The organism is Kluyvera sp. CHPC 1.251, from assembly GCF_036759945.1.
In the GTDB taxonomy this organism is placed as follows: domain Bacteria; phylum Pseudomonadota; class Gammaproteobacteria; order Enterobacterales; family Enterobacteriaceae; genus Kluyvera; species Kluyvera sichuanensis.
Genome location: NZ_JAPKIC010000001.1, coordinates 381019 through 398432, shown reverse-complemented (window position 1 = coordinate 398432; position 17414 = coordinate 381019). Strand labels below are relative to the sequence as shown.

Sequence of the window (17414 nt, the reverse complement as noted above, 5' to 3'; positions counted from 1 at the left end):
GTCACACTGTTGCCACCAATTCTTCCCCCTGAATCCTGGCAGAATTATCTGAATAAGTGACAACGGTGATGACTGATTACGATTATCTTTTTTCTCATTTGGAGGGTATGATCCCCCTCCCGCTATAGCAAAGAAGTTTGATTGCCTTTCTCTGCGGGCGTTATTGAGGAATATTATGATCTATCTTGTTACCGGTGCTGCGGGTTTTATTGGCTTTCACGTCTGTGAGCGCTTATTGAAAGCGGGACATCAGGTTGTGGGTATCGACAATCTTAACGACTACTATGATGTCAGCCTTAAGCAAGCACGCCTCGATCTTTTACAGTCACCGCACTTCCGATTCCACAAAGTGGATCTGGCTGACCGAGCAGCCATGGCAAACCTGTTTGCGAACGAAAATATTGAACGCGTCATCCATCTTGCAGCCCAGGCTGGCGTGCGCTATTCAATTGACAATCCGCATGTTTATGCCGAGTCCAATATGATGGGCCACCTGAATATTCTGGAAGGCTGCCGCCATCATAAGGTTCAGCATCTGCTGTACGCTTCTTCCAGTTCAGTATATGGTCTAAACCGCAAAATGCCATTTTCGACCGATGACTCGGTCGATCACCCGGTATCACTTTACGCCGCGACCAAAAAAGCCAATGAACTGATGTCGCATACGTACTCCCACCTGTACGGCTTACCGACTACCGGACTGCGCTTCTTTACCGTCTATGGTCCTTGGGGCCGCCCGGATATGGCGTTGTTCAAGTTCACCAGGGCAATGCTGGAAGGCAAGAGCATCGATGTCTACAACTACGGTAAAATGAAGCGCGACTTCACCTACATTGATGACATCGTAGAAGCTATTATCCGCCTGCAGGACGTCATTCCGACAGCTAATAGCGAATGGACCGTCGAGACCGGCTCTCCAGCAACCAGTTCAGCGCCATACCGGGTGTACAACGTTGGTAACAGCGCGCCGGTGGAATTAATGGACTACATTACGGCGCTGGAAGAAGCACTGGGTATTGAAGCGAAGAAAAACATGATGCCGATGCAGGCCGGCGATGTGCTGGAAACCAGCGCGGAAACGCAGCCGCTGTACGATCTGGTGGGCTTCCGCCCGCAGACCTCGGTGAAGGAAGGCGTGAAAAACTTTGTCGACTGGTATCGCGAATTTTATAAAGCCTAAAAAAACCCTCTGACGAGGGTTTTTTCTTTCGTAGCCCGGCCAAGCGCAGCACCGCCGGGTTCGGCGCTAATACTCTCGCTTAATCATTCCCAAACAGATCGCGCGTATAAACCTTCTCTTCCACGTCCGCTAACTCTTCAGACATACGGTTGGAGATAATGACATCGGCTTCTTGTTTAAAGGCATCAAGATCGCGCACCACGCGGGAGTTAAAGAACTCGTCCTCCTGCATTACCGGCTCATAAATAATGACCGGAATACCCTTCGCCTTGATACGCTTCATAATCCCCTGAATCGAGGACGCGCGGAAATTATCAGAGCCGGACTTCATGATCAGCCGGTAAACCCCCACCACCTTCGGCTTACGGGCCAGAATCGAATCCGCAATAAAGTCTTTACGTGTACGGTTAGCATCAACGATAGCGCCGATGATGTTGTTCGGTACCGACTCATAGTTTGCCAGCAGCTGCTTGGTGTCTTTCGGCAGACAGTAGCCGCCATAACCAAACGACGGGTTGTTATAGTGATTACCGATGCGCGGATCCAGACATACACCCTCGATAATCTGACGGGAATTCAGCCCCAGGCTTTCCGCATAGCTGTCCAGTTCGTTAAAGTAAGCCACACGCAGCGCCAGATAGGTATTCGCGAACAGCTTGATAGCTTCCGCTTCTGTCGAATCAGTAAACAGCGTTGGGATATCTTTCTTAACGGCGCCTTCCTGCAGCAGCGCCGCAAAACGCTCAGCACGCTCTGAACGCTCACCGATGACGATGCGGGATGGGTGCAGGTTGTCATATAGCGCACGGCCTTCACGCAGGAACTCCGGCGAGAAGAAGATATTATCGATGCCCAGTTGCTCTTTAATAGAATTGGTAAAACCAACTGGAATAGTCGATTTGATAATCATCACCGCTTTCGGGTTGATTTCCGTTACGTCGCGGATAACCGATTCTACGCTTGAAGTGTTGAAGTAGTTGGTTTTCGGATCGTAGTCAGTTGGCGTGGCAATAATCACGAAGTCAGCATCACGGTAAGCATCGTGCTTATCGGTCGTCGCGCGGAAATTCAGCGATTTCGTTGCCAGATACTCTTCAATTTCTTTATCGACAATCGGCGATTTCTTCTGATTCAGCATATCGACCTTGGCCTGCACGATATCCAGCGCCACCACCTCGTGATGCTGGGCAATCAGAATGCCGTTAGACAAACCTACGTAACCTGTTCCTGAAATAGTTATCTTCATTCGTTGTGTAACTTCTTCTGGTTAAACATGTAAGGGTGAACACGTCGCCGGTAGGTTGGCGTATCGGGTCAGCATAACGCCAGTATATCGTGATTTAGTGCAACGCCAGCTATCAGACCTGACTGAATCCCATTTTTAGACAATAAAAAAGCCCGGAGGAGCGCTCCGGGCCTGCATTTAGCGGTGAACTAATTCAGATTAATCCAGCCATTCGGTGTGGAACACACCCTCTTTATCAGTGCGTTTATAGGTATGCGCACCAAAGTAGTCACGCTGAGCCTGAATCAGGTTCGCTGGCAGTACCGCAGAACGGTAGCTGTCGTAGTACGCGACGGCTGCAGAGAAGGTTGGAACCGGGATACCGTTCTGAACCGCATAGGCAACAACGTCACGCAGTGCCTGTTGGTATTCGTCAGCGATATTCTTGAAGTACGGTGCCAGCAGCAGGTTAGCAATGCCTTTGTTTTCAGCATACGCGTCGGTGATTTTCTGCAGGAACTGTGCACGAATGATGCAGCCCGCGCGGAAGATCTTCGCGATTTCGCCGTAGTTCAGATCCCAGTTGTATTCGTCGGACGCAGCGCGCAGCTGAGAGAAGCCCTGCGCGTAGGAGACAATTTTACCCAGGTACAGTGCACGGCGAACTTTCTCAACGAACTCTGCTTTATCACCAGCCAGTTTAGCCTGCGGACCAGACAGCACTTTAGATGCTGCAACGCGCTGGTCTTTCAGGGAGGAGATATAACGTGCGAAAACGGATTCGGTGATCAGGGACAGCGGTTCGCCCAGATCCAGAGAGCTCTGGCTGGTCCACTTACCAGTACCTTTGTTCGCTGCTTCATCGAGGATCACATCAACCAAGTATTTACCTTCTTCATCTTTCTTAGTGAAGATATCTTTGGTGATGTCGATCAGGTAGCTGCTCAGCTCACCTTCGTTCCACTCGGTAAAGGTGGTTGCCAGCTCTTCGTTAGACAGATTCAGGCCGCCTTTCAGCAGAGAGTAGGCTTCAGCAATGAGCTGCATGTCGCCGTATTCGATACCGTTGTGAACCATCTTCACGTAGTGACCTGCACCGTCAGCGCCGATGTAAGTTACGCAAGGCTCGCCGTCTTCAGCGACTGCAGCAATCTTAGTCAGGATCGGAGCAACCAGCTCGTACGCTTCTTTCTGGCCGCCAGGCATGATGGATGGGCCCTTGAGCGCGCCCTCTTCACCACCGGACACACCGGTACCGATGAAGTTGAAGCCTTCAGCAGACAGTTCACGGTTACGACGAATGGTGTCCTGGAAGAAGGTGTTACCGCCATCAATGATGATGTCGCCTTTATCAAGGTACGGCTTCAGGGAATCGATGGCAGCATCGGTGCCAGCGCCCGCTTTTACCATTAACAGGATACGACGTGGGGTTTCAAGAGACTCGACGAACTCCTTGACCGTATAGTGAGGAACCAGCTTCTTGCCAGGGTTCTCAGCGACAACTTCTTCGGTTTTTTCACGGGAGCGGTTGAAGATGGAGACGGTATAACCACGGCTCTCAATGTTAAGCGCGAGGTTGCGGCCCATTACGGCCATACCGACTACGCCGATCTGTTGTTTGGACATTACATACTCCTGTCAGGTGTGGTCACCGCGCAGAGTGCGCGCGGCTTGGAATGTGGTGAAGATGTTAACTCAGGAATAGAGGAGATGAATAGCATTTGCTGCTCAATACCTTACTCAATGAGGATCCCGGTAAATTGCCGGAGATATTTTGAGCAAAATCGTCAACCGTAGCTTATTTTAAAAGCAACTCAAGGATCTCTTTGGTTTTAGCTTCCATCAGAGCCGTATCTCCGCGTGATTCCACGTTGAGACGAACCACCGGTTCAGTATTGGATGAGCGCAGGTTAAAACGCCAGTCAGCATAAGACATACTGATACCATCCGTGTGGTCAACGTCCAGCGCCTGCCCTTCAAAATGCTCGGCCACTCTGGCAATTGCCGTAGCCGGATCGGCAAGTTTACTATTAATCTCACCACTTGCAGGGAAAGCCGCCATACGGTCGCGCACCAGTTCACCCAGCGTTTTACCACGCAGGCACAATAATTCTGTCACCAGCAGCCACGGGATCATCCCGCTGTCACAGTAGGCAAAGTCTCGGAAATAATGATGTGCACTCATCTCACCGCCATAAACCGCATCTTCCTGCCGCATGCGTTCCTTAATAAAGGCATGGCCCGTTTTTGACATCACCGGTGTACCGCCTGAGGCATTCACCACGTCAACGGTGTTCCAAGACAAACGAGGATCGTGAATGATTTTCGCACCAGGGTTTTGCTCCAAAAAAGCTTCAGCCAAGAGACCAACGATGTAATAACCTTCGATAAACTGCCCGTGTTCATCAAACAGGAAGCAGCGATCGAAATCACCATCGAAGGCAATCCCCATATCTGCGCCATGCTCAATGACGGCATTACGGGTATCATCACGACACTCCGGTAGCAGCGGATTGGGGATCCCATTCGGGAAGTTGCCATCCGGTATGTTGTGCACTTTAACAAAAGTGATTGGCACGTTGAGTGACTTAAAGCGTGACTCCAGAGCATCAACAACCGGACCTGCTGCACCGTTCCCCGAGTTAATCACAAGCTTCAGCGGCTTGAGATTCTTAAGATTAATGTATCCGAGAACATGGTCAATATACTTCTCACGTAGAGAGATCTTTTGGTAGCTGCCGCGTTTTGTAAGATCGACGTCAGGAAAGTCATTACGCTCCGCCAGACGTTGCACATCCCTTAGGCCAGTGTCGCCACTGATCGGGCGCGCACCTTCGCGTACAAGCTTCATGCCATTGTAGTCCATCGGGTTGTGACTGGCTGTCACTTCAATGCCTCCGTCGACGCCCAGATGAAAGGTGGAAAAGTAAATCTCTTCTGTCCCGGAGAGCCCAATATCCAGCACGTCTACGCCTGCATCGCGTAACCCTTCTGAGAGTGCAAGTTTTAACGACTCACTGGTCAGGCGAACGTCACCTCCGAGCACAATAGTTTTCGGTTTAAGATATTCGCCATAGGCTCTACCAATACGCCAGGCGATATCTTCGTTAAGTTCATCACCCAAACGGCCGCGAATATCGTAGGCTTTAAAACAGGTTAACTTTTCCATAATGACCTTATGCTGCATTTTAAACACGACCGTATCTGTCAGCCAGACGCACAATATCGTCTTCACCCAGATAGGAGCCAGAGCGAACTTCTATTAACTCAAGCGGAATTTTACCGGGGTTTTCAAGACAATGTCGGGCACCAACTGGAATATATATCGATTCATTCTCGCCCAACAGTTTGACCTGCTCATTAATCGTAACTTGCGCAGTACCCGCAACAACAATCCAATGCTCGGCACGATGATGATGCATCTGCAGCGAGATCCCTTCACCCGGTTTAACCGTAATTCGTTTTACCTGATAACGATCACCGGTATCAATAGAATCATATTTACCCCACGGGCGGTAAACTTCGCGGTGAGTATGATGCTCATGACGACCATCAGCCTTAATCGATTCAACGATTTTCTTGACATCCTGAACGGCATTACGATCGGCAATCAATACAGCATCTTTCGTCTGTACAACCACAAGATCTTTGACGCCAACAGTAGTAAGAAGACCGGACTCAGAATAAAGAAAACTGTTTTCGGTGTGGTAAGAGATGACATCGCCCGTAACAGCATTTCCTTCTGATGATTTGACACTGATATCCCAAAGCGCTGACCAGGAACCCACATCGCTCCAGCCAGCATCCATCGGAACGACCACAGCGTCAAAAGTCTGTTCCATAACTGCGTAATCGATCGACTCATCTGGACATGCCATAAAAGCTTCCTGATTCACTCGAATGAAATCAAGATCCGGGTCAGCTGTACTCATCGCTTTTTCACATGCGGAAAGAATATCCGGGCGGTATTTTTTCAATTCTTCAAGATAGCGGCCAGCCCGAAACAGGAACATACCGCTGTTCCAGTAGTATTCACCACTTGAAACGTAAGACTCAGCGGTTTGCAGATTCGGTTTTTCAACAAACTGGGCGACCGGATAAGCCTGCGCTGTGCTGGAGCACGCCTTACCGCGGCGAATATAACCATATCCGGTTTCCGGCTTATTCGGCACAATACCGAAAGTGACCAGCTTACCGTTTTCTGCATAAGTAACTGCTTTACGAACCGCATTGCGGAAGGCTTCTTCATCCTGAATAACGTGGTCTGCGGCAAGAACCAGCATCAATGCACTACCGTCAGGATCGTTACGCGAGGCCGCCAGAGCCGCTAATGCTATCGCTGGCGCTGTATTGCGCCCTACCGGCTCAAGAATGATATTTTTAGTGAGTTTATCCAATTGACGTAACTGTTCAGCTACAACAAAACGGTGTTGTTCATTACATATGACTACAGGGCTTTCGCATTCAATACCTTGCAAGCGGTGAATCGTTGCCTGCAACATGGTCAGGTCACCATCCAGACAAATAAATTGCTTCGGATACAATTCTCTGGATAGTGGCCACAGTCTGCTACCATTTCCTCCAGCCATTATGACTGGATACAATCGAGTTTCTTGCATTTTACTCACCATGCATTTTAAATTAACAAAGATGAACCTGAAATTGTCACTTCAAAACTCCATCGATCATCTCTTTAAATTTTCTTTCCACGACCTGCTGTTCAAATAACTCAGCAACTCTGACTTTGCAATTATCTGAAAACACTGAGAGGCGTTCCTCATCATTCAGGATATCAAGCATTGCAGCTGCGAATTGCTCAGGGTTATTTGGTTCAACCGTTAAGCCACACACATTATTAAGGCTAACATAAGGTACACCTGTATTGAGATTTGTATTTATTACAGGAGTCCCCAAAGCCATAGATTCTAACTGGGTAATGCCAAATGCCTCTGAACTGGCAACCGAAGGAAACAGAAAACATTTTGAATCGAGCAAGTATTGGTACTTCTCTTCCTCAGTCAGAAAGCGATCCATGAAAGTGACGTTGACTAACTGATGTTGCAATATTTGCTTAGTAACTAATTCCGATAACTCACCTTCGCCAGCGATAAGTACCTTTGGCTGTACACCACGCTCTTTTAGATGGGCAAGGGCCGCCATCAAAACATCGACACCTTTGTAGTAGCAAAGTCGACCAAAAAAGATGAAGTCATAATTTTTTGTAGGTACATGACCACATGTTTTTTCTTTAATCTCCATACTGTCTACGAAGAGTGGCAATACACGGGACTTACTGACATAGTCCTTTAAGTCTGGAGAGCTTTGTAGAAGATTTGGTGATGTAGTCAGTATTAACGTAGAATTATCTAAAGACGACCGGATAAAAGGCATGAGAATGGACTTCAATTTCTTCTGCTTGACAATGTCGCTATGCCAAAAAAGAATATTAGTCCTTCGCGCAAAGAATTTAGAGAAATACTGAGCAATATCCATAAGAGGAAATGGACTGTGATTAATAATAATATCAGATCTTAACCAGCCTACCAGATAATGAAGGAAAAACGAAATAGATACAGGCATTGAGAAGAAAGTACCAAATGATCCACAACGTAAGACTGTCACACCGTCGATGCATTCATTTTTACTGAATAGAGAAAAGTTTTTGCTGACGCACAGCACTTTTATGATGTAATCGTTTTTTAATATATAAGCATGCTGTTTAACAACAGTTTCCACTCCACCAATATCAGGGGAAAAATACTTATTTACTATTAGTATCTTTTTCACAAAACACTCCAACTAGTTCTTCGGCACTACGTCCCCAAGTATATTTATTAAGAATACTGTTATATTCTAAACCATGATTAATATTTTCATTTAGTGACTTTAAATGGGAATCCAAATTTTCGAAGGTATTAGGGTCAAAATAATCAACTGCCTCTCCGGAAATCTCATGAAAAACAGGAATATCCGCAGCAAAGATTCTTAAATTGTATTGCATTGCCTCCAACATTGGCAAACCGAATCCTTCATATAGCGATGGAAAAATCATAAACTCCGCATTAACCATATAGCGATGAAGTTCTTGATCGGAAACCTTGCCTGTGAATACAATATTTTTAGGTAAATCATCAAATGCCTCAGTTGAGTACTTGGTGGAAAAGCCATCAATGTCTCCGATGATATAGAGCTTATTACTGACACCTTTGTTTTTAAGGTATTTGATCAACGGAAAAATATTTTTATGGGGTTTAACATTGCCTACACATATGCCATATTGCTCTGGCGATGGCTTATCCTCAAAACCATTATCAGCAGGCTTTATATCACGGATGCCATTTTCTACAACGAGAACTTTCTTATTAAATAGACCACAGTAATACTTCCTCAATTCTGAACGGGTAAACTTCGATATTGCAATAATACGATGCGACAGTGCACACTGGAGCAACATAATGGCCCAATAACTAAAACTAGTTTTTGGGCCAAAAAACTGTCTCATCGCAACGGGGCACAAATCGTGCACTGTTGAAACAATTCTAGTTTTATTGAAAATAATCGGTGGAATCGCGAGAAATGGAATAAAATAAACATCAAACCCTTTCAAGAGTTTATTGTTTCCTAAAATACTTCGTAAGCTAAATCGATGTACCGTGGTAGTAACAACTCGATCCTTATCAACATTTATATCAGGATGAAGTCCATTATCTTTATCAATTAATGCATAAACATCCAGTGCATCATTGTTAATAAAAAACTTCATCAACTCCCTTGTGTATACCCCAATACCGGATGCGTCAGCCATTCGGCAATCGACCAATATTTTCATCATAAATAAAATACCTATCAGGAAAAGTTATGCTGCATTCCATTCAAGCCACTGCAAGGAAAATCTTAAAATGAAGACCAGTAAGAATAGAAAATAAAAAAAAGATTTTTCATAATAACTTTTCAATTGAAAGATAAAATATGATATCAGAATACAGTCAAATACTAAGAAATAATAAGACAACCGGAGCATAACTGAAAAGGAGTTAAATGCAAAATTTAACACAACACCGACAATAAATATTTTTAGCATAAAACTAAATTTTTCGTCGGTAATCCCCCTCCCCTGGAAGTACACCAGCACCGACATCAACAGCAGGTAGTATAGCTGAATAGCTGAGAATCCAACTTTTTCAGCATAAATACTTTCAGAATAGGCTGCGAGTTTACCAGATGCAAAATCACCAAGATTTAGATGGGCGCTAACAAATAATATCGCAGGTTTAAATATATCAACGAAAACTAGCGAGAATGAAGCTAACCCCACCAGATAAAGAAAACGAATATTAATATACCTAACAAATGGAACAATAAATATTATAACAGCCGTAATATGAAATAGAACGGCGATTACAGCAGTAATGAAAAATAGTTTAGGCCTGTTGTCTAACCAAAAGCTCACAGCTAATAACGCAAAAGCCAAAGCCAATCCCTGACGTATTTGACCTAAAAACAAGTATACACCAAAGGACAAGATAAAGATAAAAAAGGAGTACGCTGGTAGTTTAGAGAGCTTAGTAATTGCTCTGTAAGATATATACAGTGTTAAAAATGATATTACTGCAAAACAAATCCTTTCAGAATCACTTAGGGTTTTAATGAATGCTGATAATAACGCAAACCCAGTTTCAAAACCATGCTGAGAAGCTACTCCGGTAAAATTATAAAGTGTTACATTCTGAAAGAAATCGAGATATTCATAATAATCTATCTTAAGACCGTACTCCGGGCGTAAGAACACTAATATAGAGAATAAAGTTATAAATAGCCAAATACAAAAATGCCTCAATATGCTCAGCCTGAAATAATCCGTGGCAAGTAGAGCACATGCGATTATGAAAATTGCAACATACATAAATTACCTTCCAACCAGCAATGCTGGCTCTAAAAATCACATTGATTCAAATAAATCGATCCACTTCTTTCTGATATTTTCATCACTAAATCGCTGAACATTGGATATTGCGGCTTCTCCCATACCTTGCCTTAGCAGCGGATCACGTATCAACGTATCAACAGCCAAAACAAACTTATCTTCGTCCGCATAAGGTATAACCAGTCCATCTTCGCCAGAAACAATTATGTCGCGTGGACCTGTATCGCAATCATAAGCCACACACGGCAGACCGCTTTTAAGCGCCTCCAATAACACCATAGGAAATGCCTCATAAGCGGAAGTCATGACCAAAAAAGCGGAACTACGATATTCACGTCCGATATCTTTAGTTGGCATCAGAAAGCTAACAGAGTCATGAATACCGAGCTCGGAAGCCAGCATCTTGTTCTTTTCAAGAAGAGGGCCATCTCCAAAGATTTTCAATGTCCATTCATCGTGCCCAAGGGCTTTGACTAATCTCCAAATTCTTAATAACCGATCAAATCTTTTTTGTTCAGTATGCCTGCCAACTGCCAAAACAACGTTAGATAAAACAACTTTATCATGGTTGTCCAAAGGCGAAACAGAATTGGGGATAACGACTGTATCAATTTCCGCTTTGGTATAAAAGTGTTTATCAAACTCAGTCAGGACAATCAACTTATCAAGCCTTTGATATAAAAAACCTCTGACCGCTGCTATGATTTTTGACATAGGAGCATTATATGCAAAATGCTCCCAACCAATAATTTTAGAGCGCTTACAAAAATAAAGACTTAATAAAAGAAGAATATTAATGTTTTTATTTACACCTAAGAAGTAGTCACACTCAATTTTCCGGAAATATGAAAGGGCACGGGATACATTGCCAAGTCGTAGAATATTTTTTTTAACAATCGATGTTTCGTGCTCATATCCAGCAAACCCCATATGAATAATTTCAATATTATTATTCAACGGGTAAAAACATTCTCCTGAGTCAGTAGAGAGGCTATATATTGTAATGTTAAATCTGTCTGCCAGTAAGTTACAAACATTAGCAATGACCCTTTCAGTACCACCATTATTAATAATATTAGTAGTGACAATCGCTATTTTTTTCTTCATTGAAGTTAAAACCACCTGAGCTAATTTAGTTTAAGATTGGAGCACCAAAAGAGCTGTCATTCATAAATAGAATTCAAAATTTTTCTTCTGCATATACTCAGACAGCTTTTTCTTTTTCAACACAACACAAACAAAATTCAAGGTGCCAAAATAAATTACAGGGAAATTAATTAATAATTGCAAAACACGAGCTCTGATTCTCAAACTACACGTACCATATTTACTATAAACTGTAAAAATCCGGGTTGCATAATCAATGATTCTTTTTTTATCTTTTGGATTATTCAGAATATTATAACTAAGCTGGGCAGTTAATACTTCCAGCTTAGGCATACTTCGCATTAAGACTTTCAGCATTTCAGTTCTTGCTTCAGTTGTAGATAAAATGTCTGCAAGATACATCACACTAAAATGACTAATCATTCTCCACGACTGATTTTTCTCTGGTGCAGTCCAGCTTACAATTGATTTTGAAGATAATAGTATCGTTGAACCTTGATCCAAGGCCATTAGGACTGGTGCAATATGTGGTGCATTGGTAAAGCACCCCCAGTAAGCAAACTTAATATATTTTTTAAAAGCACTTACTTTAAGAATATTATTAGATATTAAAAGATGGTTCCCAAAATCATTATTGATCGCTTGAAAATAATCATTTATCCCTTTGCATAGATTATCGGATTTATAGCCTTGCGCCATTTCACATTTGAAATTAATAAAGTCAACAGCATCATGCTGGATGTATTCTCTGATTGTCATCAGAGCATCGGGCATAATTTGTTCATCATCGCTTAAGACCCACAGCCAACCTTGCTGAGCGATATCCATGCTTTTGACAAGATTAGCACTTAAACCCACATTGGCGGAGTTAATAATCAGCGTAATGCGCGGATCATTGAACAGCTCATCATCAGGATCCCATGAAACCAGCGGCGTCGCGTTATCAATAATTACGATCTTTTCTACTTCATCCAATTGCTGCAGAAGGTCTTTAACCTGTTTTTTTAATTTTTCAAACCGATTGTATGTAGGAATACAAATCGTTAACTGTGTTGAATCAACTATACGAGCTTCCATTTACAGAACTCCGACCCACAGATAAATAACTTCAACAATGCAACAGCTGAATCAATAAAATGACGATCGATCCAACATGTTCAACCAGTCCATCAATTATGTCGATAGAACTTCCGGAACAACATTAGTGTCCATGGCATGCAAACTATTGCTAGCGTCAGCAAATAAGCCAACATTGTATAAAAAACACTGTATTTCGATGTGAAATACACACTTATACCTACAATAACTCCTGTCGCTAATGAGCTATAAAGCAATGGTTCGGTTTTATGAGCTCTCATATACGCAGCACAGCAGAAGACAATGTGGTTAATAATGTTAATAAACAGCAGCAGACAAAGTGTTTTGACGTCAACCAGTCTCTCTGTGATATAAACATGATAGTGCTTCAAAATTAAAACTGCGATAATAAAAGATAAGGAACCAAGAATATTGATACATACAGACTTTAGCATCAATTTCCTGAATAGTGGATTAACCTTTGCTTTATCACCCCGGGCAATAGATTGGGCTATGAGTGGTACTTTAGCATTCACCCAGCTAATCGAAAGTGTCAGTATCGTTGTAAATATAGTCAGGCTTAACCCAACTTTACCGGCTTCCACAGGTCCTTGGTGGGCAAAAATCAGTGGATTGAACAACTGAAATATAAAATATCCGCTTAGCCAACTAATAGCTATTTTCCATTGAAACGGCAGAATATCTCTGCGCCAGGAAATTTTATCTTCCTGCTCAATTTCTTTCTTCTCTTTTATTGGTTTAAATAAAATCTTATCGTAATACAGGAAAAGATAAACAAGGCTAAACAGCGCTGCACATCCAGTAATTGCTGGCAGAGAATTCAGTCTAAAATGCATAAGGAACAGACCAGAAAGAATAATAAAACCCACAACTGATTGCATTAATCGCATCTGGGCTACTTTACCAACCAGTCCCATCCCCTCGAGTACGGACAGAAAAGGACTGAGAAATAAATTGACTGCAGAAAACAGGACGATCAACAACCAAGCCATTAACCACTCACCTTTTGGTAACGAGCCGTGCTGTTCAAAAAAATATAAGCCGATACAGAAAACAATAACAAAAAACAATATTGATATCACACTGTACCATTTTAGCAATAGTGAAACCAGGTGATAAATATCATTAATATCTTTCTTATTGCCACTCAACCTGTTATTTGCAAGGTGCACATGAGCCATTTTGTGACTAATCATTTGTGTTATAACAAAATTAAAGCCCAACTCAAAGAAGATCTGCATCCCAATAATACTGGAAAAGGTAAAATAATATCCCTGTTCCGATGCAGATAAAAAAGTGGGGATCATCAGGACTAAAAGTCCACCCGAAAATGTTGACCATAATCTTAAAATAAGTGTATTACCAATATCGAAATCAATATCAAGTAAATTAGCTAATTTTTTAAACATTAGATAGAACCATGTTGTCTTTGTGGAATGACCTGCCTGTTTATGTTTCTTGTAAGCATTTTGCAAACCATAAACTGGTTTGCTGTCTGGCAACCCACTAAATGTTATTCCAATAACTTATTTAAGCTCAGTCAGATAATCATCTATGTACGACCACAGATCGTATTCTGGAAACCAGCCGGGAACACTGCTATGCTCATATTGAGGATGAAATAGTTCTCTTTCTCTATATTCCTTGGTACCAGTATGGATCATCGATACGTCATACTTTTTACCAATTTTGGCGATTATTTCTTTTAATTGAATGGGGCTGGAAGAGCCAACAGCAAAAGTACAAAAACTATTGTTGCTATCTAATGCACTATTGAAAAGATATTCAATGGCACGTAAATAGGCCGAACATACATCATCAACATGGACTAAATCGATGTATTGTTCTCCTGCCGTCAAATGAATTTCTTTTTTGTCCCTAACAGCATCCAGTATCACATCAAGAATTTTACCTCGTCGGTCACCGTTGCCATATGTGCCATAGACCATCAGATTGATAATCTTAACTTTGTTATAATAACTATAAGTTTTTGCAAACTCTTTTACTGCACCTTTCGCTGCCGCATAGTCATCAAGAGGGATTCCTTTACTCTCTTTGCTCCCTAATGACCAATAGGAATCAGTCATCACAAAATTTCGCTGAGATTCTGGCAAGCGGCTGATAGCTTTCATCAGCATTGAAGGAAGTTTTATATTAACGTCAATGATTTTATCCAGATCGCCATTATCATACTGAGTGGCAAGAAATACCGTACAATCAGGGTTAATTTCGCTTATAAGAGAAAGGAGTTTTATTTGTTCGAAGTTCTCGTATACGAATTCGTGAACCCCTGGAATTGGTTCATGTGCACGATGGGAAAGCGTAAAGATTTCACAACCTTTATTAAGGAGGTAAGATAATAATCTATTACCAATAAAGCCGTATCCGCCACAAATCAAAATTCTCATAACGAAAAATTGTGACCAGTTTACAAAACTGGCCACACCTTATTTAAATTAGAAATTCAGGCCAAAAAACTCTTCAAACTTACTGACAACATAATCCAAATGTTCGGTAGTCAAACCTGGGTAGATGCCAATCCAGAAAGTTTGATTCATAATTCGATCAGTGTTGGTGAGTTCGCCGACCACACGATATTTCACATTCGCAAAATACGGTTGTCGAGTCAGGTTACCCGCAAAAAGCAAACGTGTACCAATTTTGGCCTCATCCAAAAACTTGACCAAATCAACACGATTAACGCCGCTGCTCTCTTTCAGTGTGATAGGGAAACCAAACCATGATGGGTCCGATTTCTCAGTAGCTTCAGGTAATTCAAGGAACTCGGTGCAGGATTGCAGACCTTGCTTAAGATACACAAAATTGGCTTTACGTTGCTCAACGAACTCTTCGACTCGTTCTAACTGTGCGAGACCACATGCCGCCTGCATATCAGTGATCTTGAGATTATACCCAAGGTGAGAATATGTATATTTGTGATCGTATCCATGCGGCAGTGATCCTAGTTGCTGACCGAAACGCTTACCACAGGTATTATCACAGCCTGGCGCGCAATAACAGTCACGCCCCCAATCGCGGAAGGACTCAATAAGTTTCTTCAGTTCACCAGATTTTGTAAAGACAGCCCCTCCCTCACCCATCGTAATGTGGTGGGCTGGATAGAAGCTAACAGTCCCGATATCCCCAAATGTCCCCACCATCTGCCCATCATACGTGGTACCCAGGGCATCACAGCAGTCTTCGATCAGCCACAGATTATATTCATCGGCAATACGGCGAACTTCACTTAAATTGAAGGCGTTACCCAGCGTGTGAGCAATCATGATCGCTTTGGAACGTTCCGTAACCGCCGCTTCAATCAGTGAGGCGTCGATGTTATACGTTGGGATATCGACATCCACAAAGACAGGAATAAGGCCGTTCTGAATTGCAGGGTTAACGGTGGTTGGGAAACCAGCGGCAACAGTAATAACCTCATCACCTGGTTTCAGTGCACGCTCGCCAAGTTTTGGCGAGGTGAGAGCAGTGAGGGCCAGCAGGTTTGCCGAAGAGCCTGAAGTTGTTGTTAAAACATGAGGAACACCAATAAATTCGCCAAGTTTTTTTTCAAATGCATCGTTAAATCGGCCAGTGGTTAGCCATCCATCAAGCGATGCTTCGACCATCAGTTGAAGCTCTTTTGCTCCGATCACTTTTCCAGATGGCGGTACAACGCTGGCACCTGCGACAAAAGGTTTTGGACTCAGAGCTTCTTCCGCATACTGCGCAACCAGCTGGGAAATTTGCTCACGTAGGTTATTTGCTGTCATTGCTTTGTTTCCTGTTACTTAAATTCTTAACCAGTAGTTGTGGTCATGTAGTCATGGATTTCGCGTTTTGAACAGGCCAGCATATCCTCACCGTCTATCCATGCCCTGTGCCATTTAACAATTCGACCAAGTGTTTCAACCAGTCCCCAGCGGGGGTGCCAGCCTAATTGTAGATTTGCTTTCGAGCAATCTAATTTCAAATAATGCGCCTCATGTGGATGATTTTCACCATCCAGCAGCCAACTTGCATTGTCCCCCCACAGAGCGACCATTTTATCAACAATAAACTCAACGCTCCTGGCATCTTCATCGCGAGGGCCAAAATTCCAACCTTCTGAGAACTTGTCACCTTCAGAGAAAAGTTTTTGTGCTACAACAAGATAACCAGAAAGTGGTTCCAACACATGCTGCCACGGGCGGATGGAATGAGGGTTACGAATCACCACCTGCTGATTACATTCGAATGAGCGTAAAATATCAGGAATTAAGCGATCTTTTGCCCAATCGCCCCCGCCTATCACATTCCCAGCCCTGACAGATGCAAGGCCAACGCCGTGTTGCGTGTAATCTGCAGGATTGAAAAATGAACGACGAAAAGATGAGGCAACGAGTTCTGCACAACCTTTACTATTTGAGTAAGGATCATAGCCACCCATCGCTTCATTCTCGCGATAGCCCCACACCCACTCGCGATTCTCATAGCATTTATCGCTGGTGATATTCACTACAGATTTAATTCCACCAATTAGTCTTACCGCCTCAAGGAGATGAACGGTGCCCATTACGTTGGTTGAATATGTTTCTATCGGCTGCTCATAGGAAAGCCGAACCAGCGACTGAGCGGCAAGATGAAAAATGATCTCGGGTTTAAATTCAGCAATTGAGTTATGCAGACTTGCAAAGTCACGAATATCACCGATTTCTGACTCCATGTGCTGGCTGAGTTGCATTATCTCAAACAAGCTCGGATCGGTGGGAGTGTCAAGAGAATAGCCTTTTACCACTGCGCCCATCTCAGTTAGCCACAGTGAAAGCCAGCTACCTTTAAACCCAGTATGGCCCGTGACAAAGACTCTTTTACCGTGCCAAAAATTTTTATCAATCATCTAG

Annotated in this window: 14 protein-coding genes; 1 reads left to right on the top strand and 13 read right to left on the bottom strand. The window is 43.1% G+C overall.

The annotated features are described in order from the left end of the window. The first annotated feature begins 175 nt into the window (after positions 1-175). The gene (locus V6940_RS01725) at positions 176-1180 is read left to right on the top strand and encodes an NAD-dependent epimerase (RefSeq protein ID WP_333494610.1); all 1005 of its coding nucleotides are present in this window, start codon (positions 176-178) and stop codon (positions 1178-1180) included. Between the two features lie 79 nt (positions 1181-1259). Here V6940_RS01725 and ugd read toward each other — a convergent pair whose 3' ends face one another. The 13 genes from ugd to rfbG form a co-directional block, all read right to left on the bottom strand. Beyond that, the gene (ugd, locus tag V6940_RS01720) at positions 1260-2426 is read right to left on the bottom strand and encodes a UDP-glucose 6-dehydrogenase (protein ID WP_333494609.1); all 1167 of its coding nucleotides are present in this window, start codon (positions 2424-2426) and stop codon (positions 1260-1262) included. Between the two features lie 198 nt (positions 2427-2624). Continuing rightward, positions 2625-4031, bottom strand: coding sequence for an NADP-dependent phosphogluconate dehydrogenase (gene gndA, locus V6940_RS01715; protein ID WP_035897610.1), 1407 nt, complete (start codon positions 4029-4031; stop codon positions 2625-2627). A 172-nt stretch (positions 4032-4203) separates the two neighbouring features. Further along, entirely contained in the window at positions 4204-5574 is a 1371-nt protein-coding gene (gene cpsG, locus V6940_RS01710; RefSeq protein WP_333494608.1) for a colanic acid biosynthesis phosphomannomutase CpsG, read from the bottom strand. Positions 5575-5593: 19 nt separating this feature from the next. Then, a complete protein-coding gene (cpsB, locus tag V6940_RS01705; RefSeq protein WP_333494607.1) occupies positions 5594-7024 on the bottom strand; it encodes a mannose-1-phosphate guanyltransferase in 1431 nt (476 codons plus the stop codon). 46 nt (positions 7025-7070) lie between these two features. Continuing rightward, positions 7071-8192, bottom strand: a complete 1122-nt coding sequence (locus V6940_RS01700) for a glycosyltransferase (protein ID WP_333494606.1) — start codon at positions 8190-8192, stop codon at positions 7071-7073. Continuing rightward, positions 8167-9210, bottom strand: a complete 1044-nt coding sequence (locus V6940_RS01695) for a glycosyltransferase family 4 protein (RefSeq protein ID WP_333494605.1) — start codon at positions 9208-9210, stop codon at positions 8167-8169. The genes V6940_RS01700 and V6940_RS01695 overlap by 26 nt, the downstream gene beginning before the upstream one ends. A gap of 51 nt (positions 9211-9261) precedes the next feature. After that, positions 9262-10308, bottom strand: coding sequence for an EpsG family protein (locus V6940_RS01690; RefSeq protein WP_333494604.1), 1047 nt, complete (start codon positions 10306-10308; stop codon positions 9262-9264). Between the two features lie 36 nt (positions 10309-10344). Further along, positions 10345-11436, bottom strand: a complete 1092-nt coding sequence (locus tag V6940_RS01685) for a glycosyltransferase family 4 protein (RefSeq protein ID WP_333494603.1) — start codon at positions 11434-11436, stop codon at positions 10345-10347. A gap of 60 nt (positions 11437-11496) precedes the next feature. Continuing rightward, on the bottom strand, positions 11497-12513 hold the full coding sequence (locus V6940_RS01680; RefSeq protein ID WP_333494602.1) for a glycosyltransferase family 2 protein: 1017 nt from the start codon (positions 12511-12513) through the stop codon (positions 11497-11499). 92 nt (positions 12514-12605) lie between these two features. Further along, complete coding sequence (locus V6940_RS01675; RefSeq protein WP_333494601.1) at positions 12606-13943, bottom strand: hypothetical protein; 1338 nt, start codon at positions 13941-13943, stop codon at positions 12606-12608. Between the two features lie 117 nt (positions 13944-14060). Then, complete coding sequence (locus V6940_RS01670) at positions 14061-14942, bottom strand: NAD-dependent epimerase/dehydratase family protein (RefSeq protein ID WP_333494600.1); 882 nt, start codon at positions 14940-14942, stop codon at positions 14061-14063. Between the two features lie 48 nt (positions 14943-14990). Then, a complete protein-coding gene (gene rfbH, locus V6940_RS01665) occupies positions 14991-16304 on the bottom strand; it encodes a lipopolysaccharide biosynthesis protein RfbH (RefSeq protein WP_333494599.1) in 1314 nt (437 codons plus the stop codon). A gap of 26 nt (positions 16305-16330) precedes the next feature. After that, positions 16331-17410 (bottom strand): CDP-glucose 4,6-dehydratase, encoded by a 1080-nt coding sequence (gene rfbG / locus V6940_RS01660; protein WP_333494598.1) that lies wholly within the window; start codon positions 17408-17410, stop codon positions 16331-16333. Between the last annotated feature and the right edge of the window lie 4 nt (positions 17411-17414).